Origin of the sequence: Polaromonas sp. (assembly GCF_049790275.1) — a bacterium.
Taxonomy (GTDB): domain Bacteria; phylum Pseudomonadota; class Gammaproteobacteria; order Burkholderiales; family Burkholderiaceae_C; genus Polaromonas.
On sequence record NZ_JBAQYR010000060.1, the window covers coordinates 1 to 15,496 of the forward strand.

General features: G+C 64.3%; 12 protein-coding genes. 6 read left to right on the forward strand and 6 right to left on the reverse strand.

All coding sequences use genetic code 11. From position 1 onward, the window contains the following. The first annotated feature begins 271 nt into the window (after nucleotides 1-271). The 4 genes from WA904_RS08770 to WA904_RS08785 all read left to right on the forward strand — a co-directional run bounded on the left by WA904_RS08770 (nucleotide 272) and on the right by WA904_RS08785 (nucleotide 7,049). Nucleotides 272-3,517, forward strand: a complete 3,246-nt coding sequence (locus WA904_RS08770; protein ID WP_425196740.1) for an efflux RND transporter permease subunit — start codon at nucleotides 272-274, stop codon at nucleotides 3,515-3,517. Nucleotides 3,518-3,525: 8 nt separating this feature from the next. Beyond that, on the forward strand, nucleotides 3,526-4,953 hold the full coding sequence (locus WA904_RS08775; protein WP_425196741.1) for an efflux transporter outer membrane subunit: 1,428 nt from the start codon (nucleotides 3,526-3,528) through the stop codon (nucleotides 4,951-4,953). Between the two features lie 155 nt (nucleotides 4,954-5,108). Beyond that, the gene (locus tag WA904_RS08780; RefSeq protein WP_425196742.1) at nucleotides 5,109-5,252 is read left to right on the forward strand and encodes a DUF3149 domain-containing protein; all 144 of its coding nucleotides are present in this window, start codon (nucleotides 5,109-5,111) and stop codon (nucleotides 5,250-5,252) included. A gap of 348 nt (nucleotides 5,253-5,600) precedes the next feature. Next, entirely contained in the window at nucleotides 5,601-7,049 is a 1,449-nt protein-coding gene (locus tag WA904_RS08785; protein WP_425196743.1) for an aldehyde dehydrogenase family protein, read from the forward strand. 104 nt (nucleotides 7,050-7,153) lie between these two features. Here the strand turns inward: WA904_RS08785 and WA904_RS08790 are convergent, their stop codons facing one another. From WA904_RS08790 to WA904_RS08815, 6 genes are all read right to left on the reverse strand, one after another. Then, complete coding sequence (locus WA904_RS08790; protein WP_425196744.1) at nucleotides 7,154-7,795, reverse strand: YitT family protein; 642 nt, start codon at nucleotides 7,793-7,795, stop codon at nucleotides 7,154-7,156. Next, entirely contained in the window at nucleotides 7,792-8,301 is a 510-nt protein-coding gene (locus WA904_RS08795) for a hemerythrin domain-containing protein (protein ID WP_425196745.1), read from the reverse strand. The genes WA904_RS08790 and WA904_RS08795 overlap by 4 nt, the downstream gene beginning before the upstream one ends. Nucleotides 8,302-8,610: 309 nt before the next feature. Beyond that, nucleotides 8,611-9,945 (reverse strand): phosphoglucosamine mutase, encoded by a 1,335-nt coding sequence (gene glmM / locus WA904_RS08800; RefSeq protein ID WP_425196746.1) that lies wholly within the window; start codon nucleotides 9,943-9,945, stop codon nucleotides 8,611-8,613. An 86-nt stretch (nucleotides 9,946-10,031) separates the two neighbouring features. After that, the gene (folP, locus tag WA904_RS08805) at nucleotides 10,032-10,889 is read right to left on the reverse strand and encodes a dihydropteroate synthase (RefSeq protein ID WP_425196747.1); all 858 of its coding nucleotides are present in this window, start codon (nucleotides 10,887-10,889) and stop codon (nucleotides 10,032-10,034) included. Between the two features lie 70 nt (nucleotides 10,890-10,959). After that, nucleotides 10,960-12,879, reverse strand: a complete 1,920-nt coding sequence (gene ftsH / locus WA904_RS08810; protein ID WP_425196748.1) for an ATP-dependent zinc metalloprotease FtsH — start codon at nucleotides 12,877-12,879, stop codon at nucleotides 10,960-10,962. Between the two features lie 114 nt (nucleotides 12,880-12,993). Next, a complete protein-coding gene (locus WA904_RS08815; RefSeq protein WP_425196749.1) occupies nucleotides 12,994-13,698 on the reverse strand; it encodes an RlmE family RNA methyltransferase in 705 nt (234 codons plus the stop codon). Between the two features lie 32 nt (nucleotides 13,699-13,730). Between WA904_RS08815 and WA904_RS08820 the strand changes: the two genes are divergently transcribed. Together WA904_RS08820 and WA904_RS08825 are read left to right on the forward strand one after the other, a co-directional pair. Next, the gene (locus tag WA904_RS08820; RefSeq protein WP_425196750.1) at nucleotides 13,731-14,207 is read left to right on the forward strand and encodes a YhbY family RNA-binding protein; all 477 of its coding nucleotides are present in this window, start codon (nucleotides 13,731-13,733) and stop codon (nucleotides 14,205-14,207) included. A gap of 87 nt (nucleotides 14,208-14,294) precedes the next feature. Then, a partial coding sequence (locus WA904_RS08825) for a M3 family metallopeptidase (RefSeq protein WP_425196751.1) occupies nucleotides 14,295-15,496 on the forward strand: 1,202 nt, incomplete at its 3' end.

Below are 15,496 nucleotides of genomic sequence, written 5' to 3' on the forward strand. Positions count from 1 at the left end.
CGGCTGGACCGAGCACCGCAGGTTGCCCGCAGCGAAGCGGAGGGACGCAGACAGCAGGGTCGCCTTTTCTTTGCTTACTTTCTTTTGGCGACGCAAAAGAAAGTGAGTTGCCGCCGGGCAACCCCCGGCTTGTCGGCACGCCACAAACGGTAGAGACAAAAACAGCATCGACAAGCTCAGCCCGAACGGGTGCAGAAACACCTCCGGTCGAAGCGACTGAATCACCACACGCAAAGCGGCAAACCGCCTCCGTCGCAAGGGAGGCGAAAAAATGAACCTCTCCGAACCGTTCGTCCGCCGTCCGGTAGCCACAGTCCTCCTCACCATAGGCCTGGCCCTCGCCGGCATAGGCGCGTTTTTCGTGCTGCCGGTCTCGCCGCTGCCGCAGGTCGATTTCCCTGTCATTTCGGTCAGCGCTTCGTTGCCCGGCGCCAGCCCTTCCACCATGGCCAGCAGCGTGGCCATGCCGTTGGAGCGGCGCCTCGGCACGATTGCCGGTGTCAACGAAATGACGTCCAGCAGCGGCACCGGTTCCACCCGCATCAGCCTGCAGTTCGACCTGAACCGCAAGATCGATGCGGCGGCCCGTGAGGTGCAGGCGGCCATCAATGCTTCGCGAGCCGACCTGCCGGCCACTTTGCGCAGCAACCCGACCTACCGCAAGGCGAACCCGGCGGCGGCGCCGGTCATCATCCTCGCGCTGACCTCCAAGACCCGGTCCCCCGGGCAGATCTACGACGAAGTCTCCAACCTGGTGCAGCAGAAAATTGCGCAGGTGCCGGGTGTCGGCGACGTCGAGCTAGGCGGCGGCTCGCTGCCCGCCGTGCGGGTAGACCTGCTGCCGTTTGCGCTGAACCGCTACGGCGTCAGCATGGAAGATGTGCGGGCGGCGCTGCAAGCCTCCAACGCCAACCGGCCCAAAGGCGCGATTGAAGGCAACGGCCAGCGCCTGCAGATCTATTCGGGAGCGAACACCGCCAGCGGCGGGCGCAAGGCCGCGGACTACCGCGACCTGATCGTCGCCTGGCGCAACAACTCGGCCATCCGCCTGCGCGACGTCGCCGAGGTGGTCGATGGCGTGGAGAACATCAACACTCTGGGCCTGTTCAACGGCGAGTCGGCCGTCATCGTGCTGGTCACGCGCCAGCCCGATGCCAACGTGATCGCCACCGTCGATGGCGTGCGCGACCTGCTGCCCGAATTACAAGCTCAGTTGCCGCAGGACGTGGTGCTGCATGTGGCGTCGGACCGCACCAACTCGATCCGCGCCTCGCTCAAGGAAATCGAGATCACGCTGCTGATCTCGATCGCGCTGGTGGTGCTGGTGGTCAGCGCCTTCTTGCGCAGTGCGCGCGCCACCATCATCCCCGCCGTGGCCACCGTGGTCTCGCTGCTGGGCACCTTCGGCGTGATGTATTTCCTGGGCTTTTCCCTCAACAACCTGAGCCTGATGGCACTCACGGTGGCCACCGGCTTTGTGGTGGACGACGCCATCGTGGTGCTGGAAAACACTAGCCGCCACATTGAAGCCGGCATGGACCGTTTCAAGGCCGCGCTGCTGGGTGCGCGCGAAGTCGGCTTTACCGTGCTGTCCATCAGCCTGTCGCTGGTGGCGGTGTTCATTCCGCTGCTGTTCATGGGCGGGCAAACCGGGCGGCTGTTCCGCGAATTTGCCGTCACACTGTCGGCCGCGGTGCTGATCTCGCTGCTGATTTCCCTGACCACCACGCCCATGATGTGCGCCTGGCTGCTCAAGCCCGATGCACACACCAAGTCCCCGGGGCGGCTGGCGCGCTGGTTCGAGGCGGCTTTCAGGCGTGTGCACCGTGGCTACGAAATCAGCCTGGACTGGGCGCTGGCCAGCCGCGCGATTGTGATGCTGAGCCTGCTTGCGGTGATCGCACTCAATGTCTACCTGTTTGTCTCGATTCCCAAAGGCTACTTCCCGCAGCAGGACACCGGCCAGATCAGCGGGGGCATACGTGCCGACCGCAGCATTTCCTTCCAGGCCATGCAGACCAAGCTCAAGGCCATCGTGGACATCATCCGCGCCGACCCGGCGGTCGACACCGTGGTCGGCTTCACCGGCGGCTCGCGCGCCGGCGGCGGCTTCATGTTCATCAACCTCAAGCCGGTGGGCCAGCGCACCGACAAGGGCCAGGCAGTGATCACGCGGCTGCGCCCGCAGCTGGCGCAGATCACCGGCATCAGCATTTTTCTCAACCCGGTCCAGGACCTGCGCGGCGGCGGGCGCGCGAGCAACTCCACCTACCAGTACACCCTGAAAAGCGACAACAACAACGACATGAAAGTCTGGGCCGTGAAACTGGCGGAACAGATGAAGCTGCAGCCTGCCCTGACCGACGTGGACACCGACCAGCAGGAAAACGGCGTGGAGACCATGGTCACCGTGGACAAGGAAAGCGCCGCGCGGCTGGGCATCAGCTCGCGCGACGTGGACAACGCGCTCTATAACGGCTTCGGCCAGCGCCAGGTTGCCACCATTTATGCCGACCTGAACCAGTACAAGGTCATCATGGGTGTGGCGCCGCGCTACATCCAGAGCCCGGAGTCGCTGAAAGACATCTATGTTCCCGCCAAAGGCGGCAGCGGCACCACGCTGGCCAGCGCGGCGCCGGCCACCAGCACCAGCGTGGCCAACCCGGCTTTGCGCGACCCCTCTTCCGGCCAGGCGCTGAGTGCATCGGTGACCACCATGGTGCCGCTGTCGGCGATTGCGCGTTTCAGCGAGAACCCGACGGCCGCATCCATCAGCCATGAAGACGGCGAGCTCTCGACCACCGTGTCTTTCAACCTGGCGGAAGGTGTTCCGCTCAGCGAAGCCCAGGATGCCGTGAAACAGGCCGAGGCCGAGATCCGCCTGCCGGCCAACGTGCGCGGCAGTTTTTCCGGCACCGCGCGCGATGCGCAGCAGTCGCAAAACGAACAGCCGCTGCTGATCCTGGCGGCGCTGGTGGTGATCTACATCGTGCTGGGCATCCTTTACGAAAGTCTGGTGCACCCGGTCACGGTGCTGTCCACCCTGCCGTCTGCCGGCGTGGGCGCGGTGCTGGCGCTGATGCTGTTCAAGATGGATTTTTCCATCATCGCGCTGATCGGCGTTTTCCTGCTGATAGGCATTGTCAAGAAAAACGCCATCCTGATCATCGACTTCGCCATCGAAGCCGAGCGCTCGCGCGGCCTGTCTGCCGTGGAGGCGGTGCGCGAAGCCTGCCTGCTGCGCTTCCGGCCCATCCTGATGACCACACTGGCGGCCATCCTGGGCGCGTTGCCGCTGGCCATTGGTTTTGGCGAAGGCGCCGAGCTGCGCCGCCCGCTGGGCATCTCCATCATCGGCGGACTGATTGCGAGCCAGCTGCTCACGCTGCTGACCACCCCGGTGGTCTACATCCTGCTCGACAAGCTGCGCAGGCGCAGCCCGTCCGAGCGCCAGCTCAGCCGCCACCCTGACGATTCCGGCGCACCGCCCCCCGGTGCGCCGCTGCAACTGCAATGAGGCCAGCCATGCAAAACAGATTGACCTTCTACCCCATCGCCGCCGCGCTGGTGGCGGTGCTAGCCGGCTGCGCCGTGGGGCCCGACTACCAGCGCCCCACCACGCCAGAAGTCAACAGCTACAAGGAGGCCGAAGGCTGGGTGCCCGCCGTGCCGGCCGATGCGTTGGAACGCGGCCCCTGGTGGTCGCTGTTCGGCGACCCGCTGCTGGACCAGCTCGCCGCACGCGTCGAGGTGTCCAACCAGAACGTGGCCGTGGCCGTGGCGGCCTACAACCAGGCACGCGCCCTGGTGCGCGAGCAGCGCGCATCGCTTTTCCCGACAGTCACGCTGGACGGCGGCGCCAGCCGCTCCGGCAACGGCGGCAGCAGCACTGGAAGCACAAGCAGCACCAGCGGCCGCACCGGCAACAATTACCAGCTCAGCATAGGCGGCAGCTGGGAGCCCGATGTGTGGGGCCGGCTGGGCCGGGCGGTGGACGGCGCCAAAGCCGGCGAGCAGGCGAGCGCCGCCGACCTGGCTTCGGCCCGACTCTCGGCACAGGGCGAACTGGCGACCAATTATTTTTCTTTGCGCCAGACGGATGCACAGAAAGTGCTGCTCAGGGACACCATTGACGGTTACGCGCGTGCACTGGAAATCACGCAGAACCGCTACACCGCCGGCATCGCTGCCAAAACTGACGTCCTGCAGGCGCAAACCCAGCTCGCCAATGCCCAGGCCGATGACGCCGGCCTGGTGCGCCAGCGCGCCCAGCTGGAACACGCCATTGCCGTGCTGGTCGGCGAAGCGCCCGGCAACTTCTCGATTGCGCCTGTGGCCTGGAATCCTTCAGTTCCTGAGGTGCCGCCTGGCATACCTTCCGAGCTGCTGCAGCGCCGCCCCGACATTGCCGCCGCCGAACGGCGTGTGGCTTCGGCCAACGAGCAGATCGGCATCGCCAAAAGCGCCTACTACCCCAGTCTGTCGCTGAGCGCTTCGGCGGGCCAGAGTGCGAGCCGGGTGGCGGACCTGTTCAAGGCCTCCAGCAGCGTCTGGTCCATCGGCATCTCGGCCGCGCAGGTTCTGTTCAACGCAGGGGCCACGGGTGCCCGCGTGGAAGGTGCCGAGGCGGCCCACCAGCAGGCGGTGGCGCGTTATCGCCAGGCCGTGCTGGCCGCTTTCCAGGACGTGGAAGATCAGTTGGCGGCAACCCGCGTGCTGCTGACCCAGCAGGAGCTACGCCGCCAGGCTTCACAGGCAGCCGACCAGGTCGAGCAGCAGGTGCTCAACCGCTACCGTAGCGGCCAGGTCGGCTACACCGAAGTCATCAGCGCCCAGGCCACCGCACTGAGCGCGCGGCGCGCGCTGGTGCAGGCCATGGCCGACCGCCAGACCACGGCCGTGGCACTGATCCAGTCGCTGGGCGGCGGATGGCAGGTGCGGCCGACGCCCTGAGCGATCAGGGCACACGTCGTTCTGGCAGCCCCAGCACGCCTGTTCATGGCACTGCCGCCGCAGGGTGGTTTCAGGCACCAACTGTTGACCTGCGTCAGGATGTATTTCAGGCAGAAGCGCCATAGTGAGGGCAACACCAACAAGGAGTTGTCGCCATGAAACTGCTGACCGACCTGTTTTCCACCGACTACGGGCTCATGAGCATCATTGGAATTGCCTTCATGCTCGGCATGGGTGTATTTTTCTTCATGCTGTTCATGGGCAAGATGGATCAGGATGCAAAACGCAACGGTAAATAGGTCGACCCGGCGCATGCCGCTTCCCCGGCGGCCTCGAAGGGGCGGACCAGCGCATCGCCCTCTGGCAACCGCGCGTGGCTGGTGCCCAGCGCCAGGTTCAGCGCCGGCTTAAGCTTCAAAACTCCGGCTGGGGGACTCGCCGGACAGCGCGGTGAATGTCGCAGCTGCGCGGTGTTTCGCTGCCTGAAAACGCGGCTGAGCCGGGTTGCGAATAGGCTTTCAGCCCCTGGTGAATGCCTTCTGGCGTATGCTGGATGGTCTCACCCCCGATCAACAGCAGGCCGTGATGAGCGGCAATGCCCTGCGCTTTTACCGCATTGATCTTCCACCCCCATCGGATACAAACCCATGAACGACTTCAACAACCTGATCAATGGCCAATGGCTTGCCGGTACCGGCACCAGCGCCAACCGCAACCCTTCCAACATCGCCGACGTGATCGGTGAATACGCCCAGGGCGATGCCGCCCAGGTGGACGCCGCTGTGGCGGCGGCCCAGGCGGCTTTTCCCGCCTGGAGCACAGGCTCCATCCAGGCCCGCTCGGACGCGCTCGACAAGATTGGCACGGAAATCCTGGCGCGCCGGGAAGAGCTGGGCACCCTGCTCTCGCGCGAGGAAGGCAAGACCAAGGCCGAAGGCATGGGCGAAGCCACCCGCGCCGGCCAGATTTTCAAGTTCTTCGCGGGTGAATGTCTGCGCCTCTCCGGCGAAACACTGCCTTCGGTGCGCCCAGGCATCGGTGTGGAAATCACGCGCGAACCGGTGGGCGTGGTCGGACTGATCACGCCCTGGAATTTCCCGATCGCCATTCCGGCCTGGAAAATCGCGCCGGCCCTGGCCTTCGGCAACTGCGTGGTGTTCAAGCCGGCCGACCTGGTGCCGGGCAGCGCCTGGGCGTTGGCCGAAATCATTTCGCGCTCAGGCATTCCGGCGGGCGTGTTCAATCTGGTGATGGGCCCCGGCCGCGTGATCGGCGATGCGCTGGTCAACCATGCCGGCATCCAGGCCATCAGCTTCACCGGCTCGGTCGGTGTGGGCAGCCGCATTGCCGAGACCTGCGCCAAAAGCCTCAAGAAGGTCCAGCTCGAAATGGGCGGCAAAAACCCGCAAGTCATTCTGGACGATGCCGACCTGGCCCAGGCGGTTGAGCTGAGCGCCCAGAGCGCGTTTTACTCCACCGGCCAGCGCTGCACGGCTTCGAGCCGGCTGATCGTGACCGAGGGCATCTACCCGGCGTTTGTGAAAGCACTGCAGGAACGCATGGCGCGCATCAAAGTGGGCGACGCGCTGGCGGCCGGCACCGACATCGGGCCGGTGTCCTCGCAGGCACAGCTTGAGCAAGACCTGAGCTACATCGAGATCGGCCAGTCTGAGGGCGCAACCCTGTCATTTGGCGGCGACCGCGTGCAATGCCACACCGCCAGCGGCGCTGAAGGCTATTTCATGTCGCCCGCGCTGTTCACCGACAGCACGCCCGCCATGCGCATCAACCGCGAGGAAATTTTCGGTCCGGTCGCCAGCGTGATCCGCGTGAAGGACTACGAAGCAGCGCTGGCCACGGCCAACGACACGCCCTTCGGCCTCTCGGCCGGCATTGCCACGACCTCGCTGAAATACGCCACCCATTTCAAGCGGCACAGCCAGGCCGGCATGGTCATGGTCAACCTGCCGACGGCGGGTGTGGACTACCACGTGCCTTTCGGTGGCCGCAAGGGCTCGAGTTACGGCCCGCGTGAACAGGGCCGCTATGCGCAGGAGTTTTTCACGACGGTGAAAACGGCCTACACACTGGCCTGAACCTGAAGAACCGGGAAAGCCATCTGCTATTGAATAGATAGCTGACGGCGCCCGTCCCTGCTGGATGAAACCGTTATTTGACTGTGAATGTGAGGCGAAAACCCTCACATCGCCATGTAACGGCCAGGCCTGTGGTTGATGGCCAGCGCCAGGTTCAGCACCACCGCGCCCAGCACCGACAGCACGACGCGCTCCCAGTCCGTGACCCACAGGGCGCCCAGCACGATCAGCCCGTCCATCACCATCTGCACCTTGCCAGCGCGCCAGCCGAAGCGTTCCTGCAGGTACAGCACCACGATGTTCAGGCCGCCCAGGCTGGCGCCGTGGCGGAAGACGATGAGCATGCCCGCACCGCACAGCAAACCGCCCAGCACGGCAGCCAGCGCGGGCGAGAGGTGACCGAAAGCCAGCCCCTGCGGCAGCAGCCAGCTGAAAAGCGACAGCAGGCCCACGGCGGCAAAAGTCTTGAGGGTGAAGGCCGGCCCCATACGGCGCCAGGCAAACGCGTAAAACGGCAGATTCACTGCAAAAAAAGCCAGGCCGAAACTCAGGCCGGTCGCGTAATGAATCAGGAAAGCAAGGCCGGCCGTGCCGCCCGTGAGCAGGCCGGCGTGGCCGAACATCACCACGCCCAGCGCCACGAACAGGGTACCCGTGCTCAGCGCCTGGATGTCCTCGTGCAGGCGATGGCGCAGTACGGCCGGTGCGCGAACGCCTGGCACGGTGCTGGCCGGCGCGGTGGTCATGCCGTCTGGGCAGCGGGGACGGCGGGCTGTGCGTCGTCGGAGCAGCTGGCGCCGCCGCAACCGTGAATGATGTCCCGGGGCAAGGCCTCGGGCATGCTCACCACACCCGTGGCCGGGTCGTACCCCGTCCCGCGCAGGTGCAGGGCCAGCGCGGCGTCCATGGTCTGTGCATGCTGGGGGAACCAGAGGGCCAGCTCGCGCGCCATGTGGCGCAAGGTCTCCAGCTTGCCCGCCTCGGCAGCCGCCAGACCTTCACGCATGACCTGCAGCACCACCTTGTGCTGCACGCTGTGGCAGTTGGTGGATGAAAAGCGCGTGTCCTGCATCCAGCGGTCTTCGCGGGTGAAGTGTTCACCGGTGTGGTCCAGCAACACACGCCAGTGGTCCAGCAGCGCGGAGTCCGCCGCCGTTTCCACTTGCGCCAGCAGTTCCACAAATTCACGGTGGGTGTCATCCATGGCGGGCAGCTCGAGCGCCAGCGCATCAGACCATTCAAGACTCGGCATGTTCAGGGCTCCTCAGGCAATGCACAAGCTTACGCAAAGCCTGCCTGAAAAAATTTGATCCATGTCATGGATCCATGCGCTGGACACAATGAGCCCCTGCGCCTGCAGAAGGCCCGCGTCACTATGCTTTTTATAGCTTCTTGCGCCCGGGCTGATTGGGCTGACGGCCTGTTTGGCTATTGGATATCGGCTAGAACGGCACCATTGGCCGGTGTGGCTGGGGCGGCAGCGCGATGCGGATGGCATCACCCGCGTCAACCTCTCCGCCGGCAAGCACCGTGGCCGCGCCGGCAGCACCCGCCATCTGATTCAACCGGCCTTGACCGCCGCCACCAGGCGCTCGGCGCAGGCCAGCGCCTGCTGCGCTTCGCGCGCTTCCACCATCACGCGAAGCAGTGGTTCGGTGCCGCTGGCCCGGATCAGCACGCGGCCGTTGTTTGCAAGCTCTGCCTGCACGGCCCTGGTTTCCGAGGCCAGCAGGGCATTGCTGGTCCAGTCCTGCCCCGGCTGCAGACGCACATTGAGCAAGGTCTGCGGAAACAGCGTGACGTCGGCCAGCAGCTGGGCCAGGCTTCTGCCGCTGCGCACACAGGCCTGCAACACCTGCAGTGCGCTGATCAGCCCGTCGCCGGTGCTGTGTTTGTCGAGGGCCAGCAGGTGGCCGGAGCCTTCGCCGCCAAGCAGCCAGCCCCTTTTTTCAAGTTCTTCGAGCACATAACGATCGCCCACCTTGGCGCGGACAAACTCGACGCCCCTGGCTTTCAGGGCCACTTCGACCGCCATATTGGTCATGAGCGTGCCCACCGCGCCGGGTACCACCTCGCCGCGCGCCAGGCGCTCGGCCACCATCAGGTAGAGCACCTCATCGCCGTTGAAAAGACGGCCTTCGGCGTCCACCAGCTGCAGGCGGTCGGCATCGCCGTCCAGCGCCACGCCGTAATCTGCGCCATAGGCCTTGACGGCCTTGATCAGCGCCTCGGGGTGGGTCGCGCCGACCTCGTGGTTGATGTTCATGCCGTCGGGCGCGCAGCCAATGGCGATGACCTCAGCCCCCAGCTCATGAAAGACCTCGGGGGCAATGTGATAGGCCGCGCCATGTGCAGCATCCACCACGATCTTCATGCCCTTGAGCGTCAAGTCGCTGGCATAGGTGCTTTTGCAGAATTCGATGTAGCGGCCGGCAGCGTCGTCGAGGCGGCGTGTCTTGCCCAGGTTGGGCGAGTCGGCCCACACCGGCGCTTCTTCCAGCACGGCTTCGACCTCCTGCTCCCAGCTGTCCGGCAGCTTGCTGCCCAAGGCGCTAAAAAACTTGATGCCGTTGTCGGGAAAGGCGTTGTGGCTGGCGCTGATCACCACGCCCAGGCTGGCGCGCTGCGTGCGTGTGAGGTAGGCCACGCCCGGTGTCGGCAGCGGGCCGAGCAGTACCACATCGACCCCGGCGGAATTGAAGCCCGATTCGAGCGCGCTTTCGAGCATGTAGCCGGAGATACGCGTGTCCTTGCCGATCACCACCGTCGGCCTGGCTTCGCTCTTTTTCAGGACACGGCCCACCGCATGGGCCAGGCGCAGCACGAAGTCGGGCGTGATGGGCGCCTGGCCCACGGTGCCGCGGATGCCATCGGTGCCGAAGTATTTTCTGGTCATGGAGGTTTGTCCCTGCGGAGCTTGTTGTTCTGGAAATGTGGGCTTATTTTAGGTCGCCCCGCCCTGCTCCCGTGTCAGCCAAAGCCTCAGTGAGCGGCCGACCAGACTTTGAGCGCCTGAACAGTCTCCCGCACATCATGCACACGCACGATGCGTGCACCGCGGTCCACGGCCAGCACGGCCGCGGTGATGCTGGGCACCATGCGGTCCGCAATGTCCAGCTGGGCGACGCTGGCCAGCGAGGTGCCGGTCACCGCAGCCAGCGAGGACTTGCGCGACCAGCCAGCCAGCAGCGGATAACCGGCAGCCAGCAGCTCACGCTGGCGCGCCAGCAATGAAAAATTCTGCGCCACGGTCTTGCCGAACCCGATGCCCGGATCCAGAGCTATGCGGCCGGCGGCCACGCCCAGGGCTTGCAGCTCTTTGGCGATCTGCGAAAGGAAAGACAGCACTTGCGGCAGCACGTCGCCCTCCATGGGTGCGGCCTGCATGGTCTGCGGCTCGCGGTGCATGTGCATCAGGCAGACGCCGCAGGCCGGGTGCGCGGCCACCACGGCGGCGGCCCCGGGCTGGCGCAGGGCCCAGATGTCGTTGATGATGTCGGCCCCCAGGTCCAGCACGGCTTCCATCACTTCGGGCTTGTAGGTATCCACCGAGACCGGCACGCCCAGGGTGACGGCATGGCGCACCACAGGCAGCACACGCGCCAGCTCCTCGGCCAGCGGCACCGGCGGCGCGCCGGGGCGGGTGGATTCACCGCCTATGTCGAGCATGTCGGCGCCTTCCTCGATAAGCCGGGCGCAATGGTCGAACGCGGTCTGTTGTTCGCTGTCTTTGGCAAAGTACTTGCCGCCGTCTGAAAACGAATCAGGCGTGACGTTGACGATGCCCATGACGCGCGGCCGGGACAAATCGATGGAAAAGCGAGAGGTCTGCCAGATCATTTACGGCTCCCTTAAAAGGCCTGCCAAAGAAAAACCGGGGACAGGCCCCGGTTTTAGTGAGAAAGGGGGATCAGGCGGCTGTAGGCGCCGGATCCGTGCTGACCGCCGGGGTGCCCCCGCTGGGGCCGCCGCCGCCCACCGAAGGGTTGCGCGGCGTCCAGTCTTTCGGCGGACGCGGCTCCTTGCCGGCCATGATGTCGTCGAGCTGGTCGCCGTCAATGGTTTCCCACTCGAGCAGGGCCTTGGCCATGGCGTGGATCTTGTCCTGGTTGTCCTCGATCAGCTTGCGCGCCTGGGCGTACTGCTGGTCGATGATGCGGCGCACCTCTTCGTCGACCTTTTTCAGGGTCGACTCGCTCATGTTGTTGGTTTTGGTGACCGAACGGCCCAGGAATACTTCGCCTTCATTCTCCGCGTAGACCATGGGGCCCAGCGCCTCGCTCATGCCGTAACGCGTGACCATGTCCCTGGCCAACGCCGTCGCACGCTCGAAGTCGTTGCTGGCGCCGGTGGTCATCTGGTGCATGAACACCTCTTCGGCAATGCGGCCACCGAACAGCATGCTGATCTGGCTCAGCATGTACTCGCGGTCGTAGCTGTAGCGGTCCTGTGCCGGCAGGCTCATGGTGACACCCAGCGCACGGCCGCGCGGAATGATGGTGACCTTGTGCACCGGGTCGCACTTGGGCAGCATCTTGCCGAGCAGGGCGTGGCCGGACTCGTGGTAAGCCGTGTTGCGGCGCTCCGACTCGGGCATGACCATGCTCTTGCGCTCGGGACCCATCAGGATCTTGTCCTTGGCTTTTTCGAAGTCCTGCATTTCAACGGTGCGTGCACTGCGGCGGGCCGCCATCAGGGCTGCTTCATTGCACAGATTGGCCAGGTCGGCGCCGGACATGCCGGGTGTGCCGCGGGCGATCACGCTGGCGTTGACGTCCTGGCCGAGCGGCACCTTGCGCATGTGCACATTGAGGATCTGCTCGCGGCCGCGGATGTCGGGCAGCGTGACATAGACCTGGCGGTCGAAACGGCCGGGACGCAGCAAGGCGGCGTCCAGGATGTCGGGACGGTTGGTGGCAGCCACCACGATCACCCCGACATTGGTTTCGAAACCGTCCATCTCGACCAGCATCTGGTTCAGGGTCTGCTCGCGCTCGTCGTTGCCACCGCCCAGGCCGGCGCCGCGCTGGCGGCCGACGGCGTCGATTTCATCGATGAAGATGATGCAGGGGGCGTTTTTCTTGGCGTTGTCGAACATGTCGCGCACGCGGGCTGCGCCCACGCCGACAAACATTTCAACGAAGTCGGAACCGGAGATCGAGAAAAAAGGAACCTTGGCTTCGCCGGCAATACCTTTGGCGAGCAGGGTCTTGCCGGTGCCCGGAGGGCCGACCAGCAACAGGCCGCGCGGAATGCGGCCGCCGAGTTTCTGGAATTTCTGCGGGTCTTTCAGGAAATCGACGACTTCCTTGACCTCTTCCTTGGCCTCGTCGCAACCGGCAACGTCGGCAAAGGTCACGGGATTGGTGGACTCGTCCAGCATGCGGGCCTTGGATTTGCCGAAGCTGAACGCCCCGCCCTTGCCGCCGCCCTGCATCTGCCTCATGAAGTAAATCCAGACACCGATCAGCAGCAGCATCGGACCCCAGCTGACCAGCAGGGTCATGAGCAAGGAGCCTTCTTCACGCGGCTTGACGTCGAACTTGACGTTGTGATCAATCAGATCTCCCACGAGGCCGCGATCGAGCATGGTGGCAGTGGTACGGACTCTGCGGTCATCAACCGTGGTGGCAACGATTTCTCCGCCGCTCATGCCCTCCGGCACTGTCGCGGTCTTGATCTGATTGCCGCGAACCAGATCCAGAAACTCGGAATAGCTGACTGCCCCGGTACCGGCACCACCGCGTGTATCAAATTGCTTGAAAACGGTGAATAGCACCATGGCGATCACCAGCCAGATTGCAATTTTGGAAAACCACTGATTGTTCAAGGATGTCTCCGATAGAGGAACACAAGGCACATGCGCCTGATTTTAGGCGTTTCAAGGGCAAAAACCGCACGCGGCGTATGGGACATCCCTTGGTTTGAAGCGGGATTGCGGTATTTATTGCGTTTCAGCAAGCCCGGGCGTTGGGGAAGGCCTGTTTTTGAGACCCATGCCGACCAGGAATGTTTCCGATGAATTCGAGCGCGAGGCCTTGGGTTTGAAAGGCTTGACCACCTTGAAAGTCTCCTTGAACAGCTTGACCAGCGGACTGTAGGCACCACCATGGAACAGCTTGGCGACCAGCGCACCCTCGGGTTTGAGGTGCTGAACGGAAAACTCCACCGCCAGCTCCACCAGGTGGGCAATGCGGGCCGCGTCGGCCGAATCAATGCCCGAGAGATTCGGCGCCATGTCTGAAATCACCACATCAACCTTGGTAAACCCTTTATCGGCGGACAAAGTCTGCTCCAGAATCTGTAGCACCTCGGGCTCCCGGAAATCGCCCTGAATAAACACCACGCCCTCGATCGGGTCCATCGGCAGGATGTCCAGCGCCACGATGCGGCCGTTCAGTGCGCCGGCCGCGGCACCCGACGGCGACAGCTTGCGCCGCGCGTACTGGCTCCAGGCGCCGGGCACGCTGCCCAGGTCCACCACACAGTTGCCGGGCTTGATCAGCCCCAGTGTTTCATCGATTTCCTTGAGCTTGTAGGCCGCCCGCGCCCGGTAGCCCTCTTTCTGGGCCAGCTTGACGTAGGTATCGTTGACGTGGTCGTTTAGCCACGCTTTATTGACCTTTTTGCTTTGGGTTTTTACTTTCATGCCCGTATTGTCCTCTCACCGATAATCGGGGCATGGCTCAAATACTACTTACCCCCGCCCAACGCAAAGATCACCGCGCCGAGGCCCACCATCTGGACCCGGTTGTCATGGTCGGCTCGGACGGCCTGACCGCTGCCGTCAAAAAGGAAATCGACGCCGCGCTCAAGGCACACGGCCTGATCAAGGTCCGTGTGCAGTCGGACGACCGCCCCGGCCGCGAAGCCATGTTCCAGTCCTTGGCCGAGGAGCTCGGCGCTGCACCCATCCAGCACATCGGCAAGCTGCTGGTGCTGTGGCGACCCATGCCGGAAAAGGAAAAGAAGGTCAATGAAGACCGCATGCCCGGCCCGCGCGACGTGAAAGTGCTGAAAAACAGCAGCCGCTACGGCCAGCGCCCCGAAGTCAAAACCCTGCGCGTGCTGGGCAACCAGCGCCTGACGCCGGGCGGCACCGTCAAACGCGCCAAGCCCAAAAAGCAGCAAAGCGTCAAGAAACGCGCCCAGGGCTGAGCCGCAGGCCCGGCTTCCCGGCCCGGGCTCTCCTTTTTAGTCGCCGGATCCCTTTAGATTCAGTGCCAGCGCCCACAGTTGATTGCCATGACCTCCATGCCCTCCTCCAACCCGCTCCTCGACTTTTCCGACCTGCCACTGTTTGACCGCATCAAGCCCGAACATGTCGGCCCCGCGATCGACATGCTGCTCGGGCAGGCTGAAACGGCCCTCGAACAGGTCACGGCACCGGCCTTCCCGGCGCGCTGGACTGACATTGCCGGTGTGCTCGACATTGCCACCGAAAACCTGAGCCGGGCCTGGGGCGCTGTCAGCCACCTCAATGGCGTGGCCGACACGCCCGAACTGCGTGCCGCCTACAACGCCGCCCTGCCGCGTGTCACCGAGTTCTGGACGCGCCTGGGCGCCGACGAGCGGCTTTACGCCAAATACAAGGCGATCGATGTCGCCACACTGAACCCCGAGCAGCGCCAGGCGCACAAGAACGCCGTGCGCAACTTCGTCCTGTCAGGCGCCGAGCTGGTGGGCGCAGCCAGGGACCGTTTTGCCGCCATCCAGGAGCGCCAGGCCGAGCTGAGCCAGAAATTCAGCGAAAACGCGCTGGACGCGACCGATGCCTACGCCTACTACGCCAGGGAAGACGAACTGGCCGGCGTGCCGGCCGACGTGGTCCAGACAGCCCGCGCTCAGGCCGAGGCCGAAGGCAAGGGCGGCTACAAGCTCACGCTCAAAATGCCCTGTTACTTGCCGGTCATGCAGTTTGCCGACAGCTCTGCACTGCGCGAAACGCTTTACAAAGCCTACAGCACCCGCGCCAGCGACCAGGCCGCGCCGGAGTTCAGCCGTTTTGACAACAGTGCGGTGATGCAGGAAATCCTCGCATTGCGTCTGGAAGAAGCGCAACTGCTGGGCTACCGCAACTTCGGCGAGGTGTCGGTGGTCGCCAAGATGGCCGATTCGCCGGACCAGGTCATCGGTTTCCTGCGCGACCTGGGCCAACGCGCCAAGCCTTATGGCCTCAAGGACGTGGCCGACCTGCACACCTTTGCCGCGGAAAAGCTGGGCCTCAAGAATCCGCAGCCCTGGGACTATGCCTACATCGGCGAGAAGCTCAAGGAAGCGCGTTATGCCTTCAGCGAGCAGGAGGTCAAGCAGTACTTCACCGCACCCAAGGTGCTGGCTGGTCTGTTCAAGATCGTTGAAACGCTGTTTGAAGTGGCGATCCGCCCCGACAGCGCCCCGGTGTGGAATCCAGGGGTCGAGTTTTACCGCATCGAGCGGTACCCGGA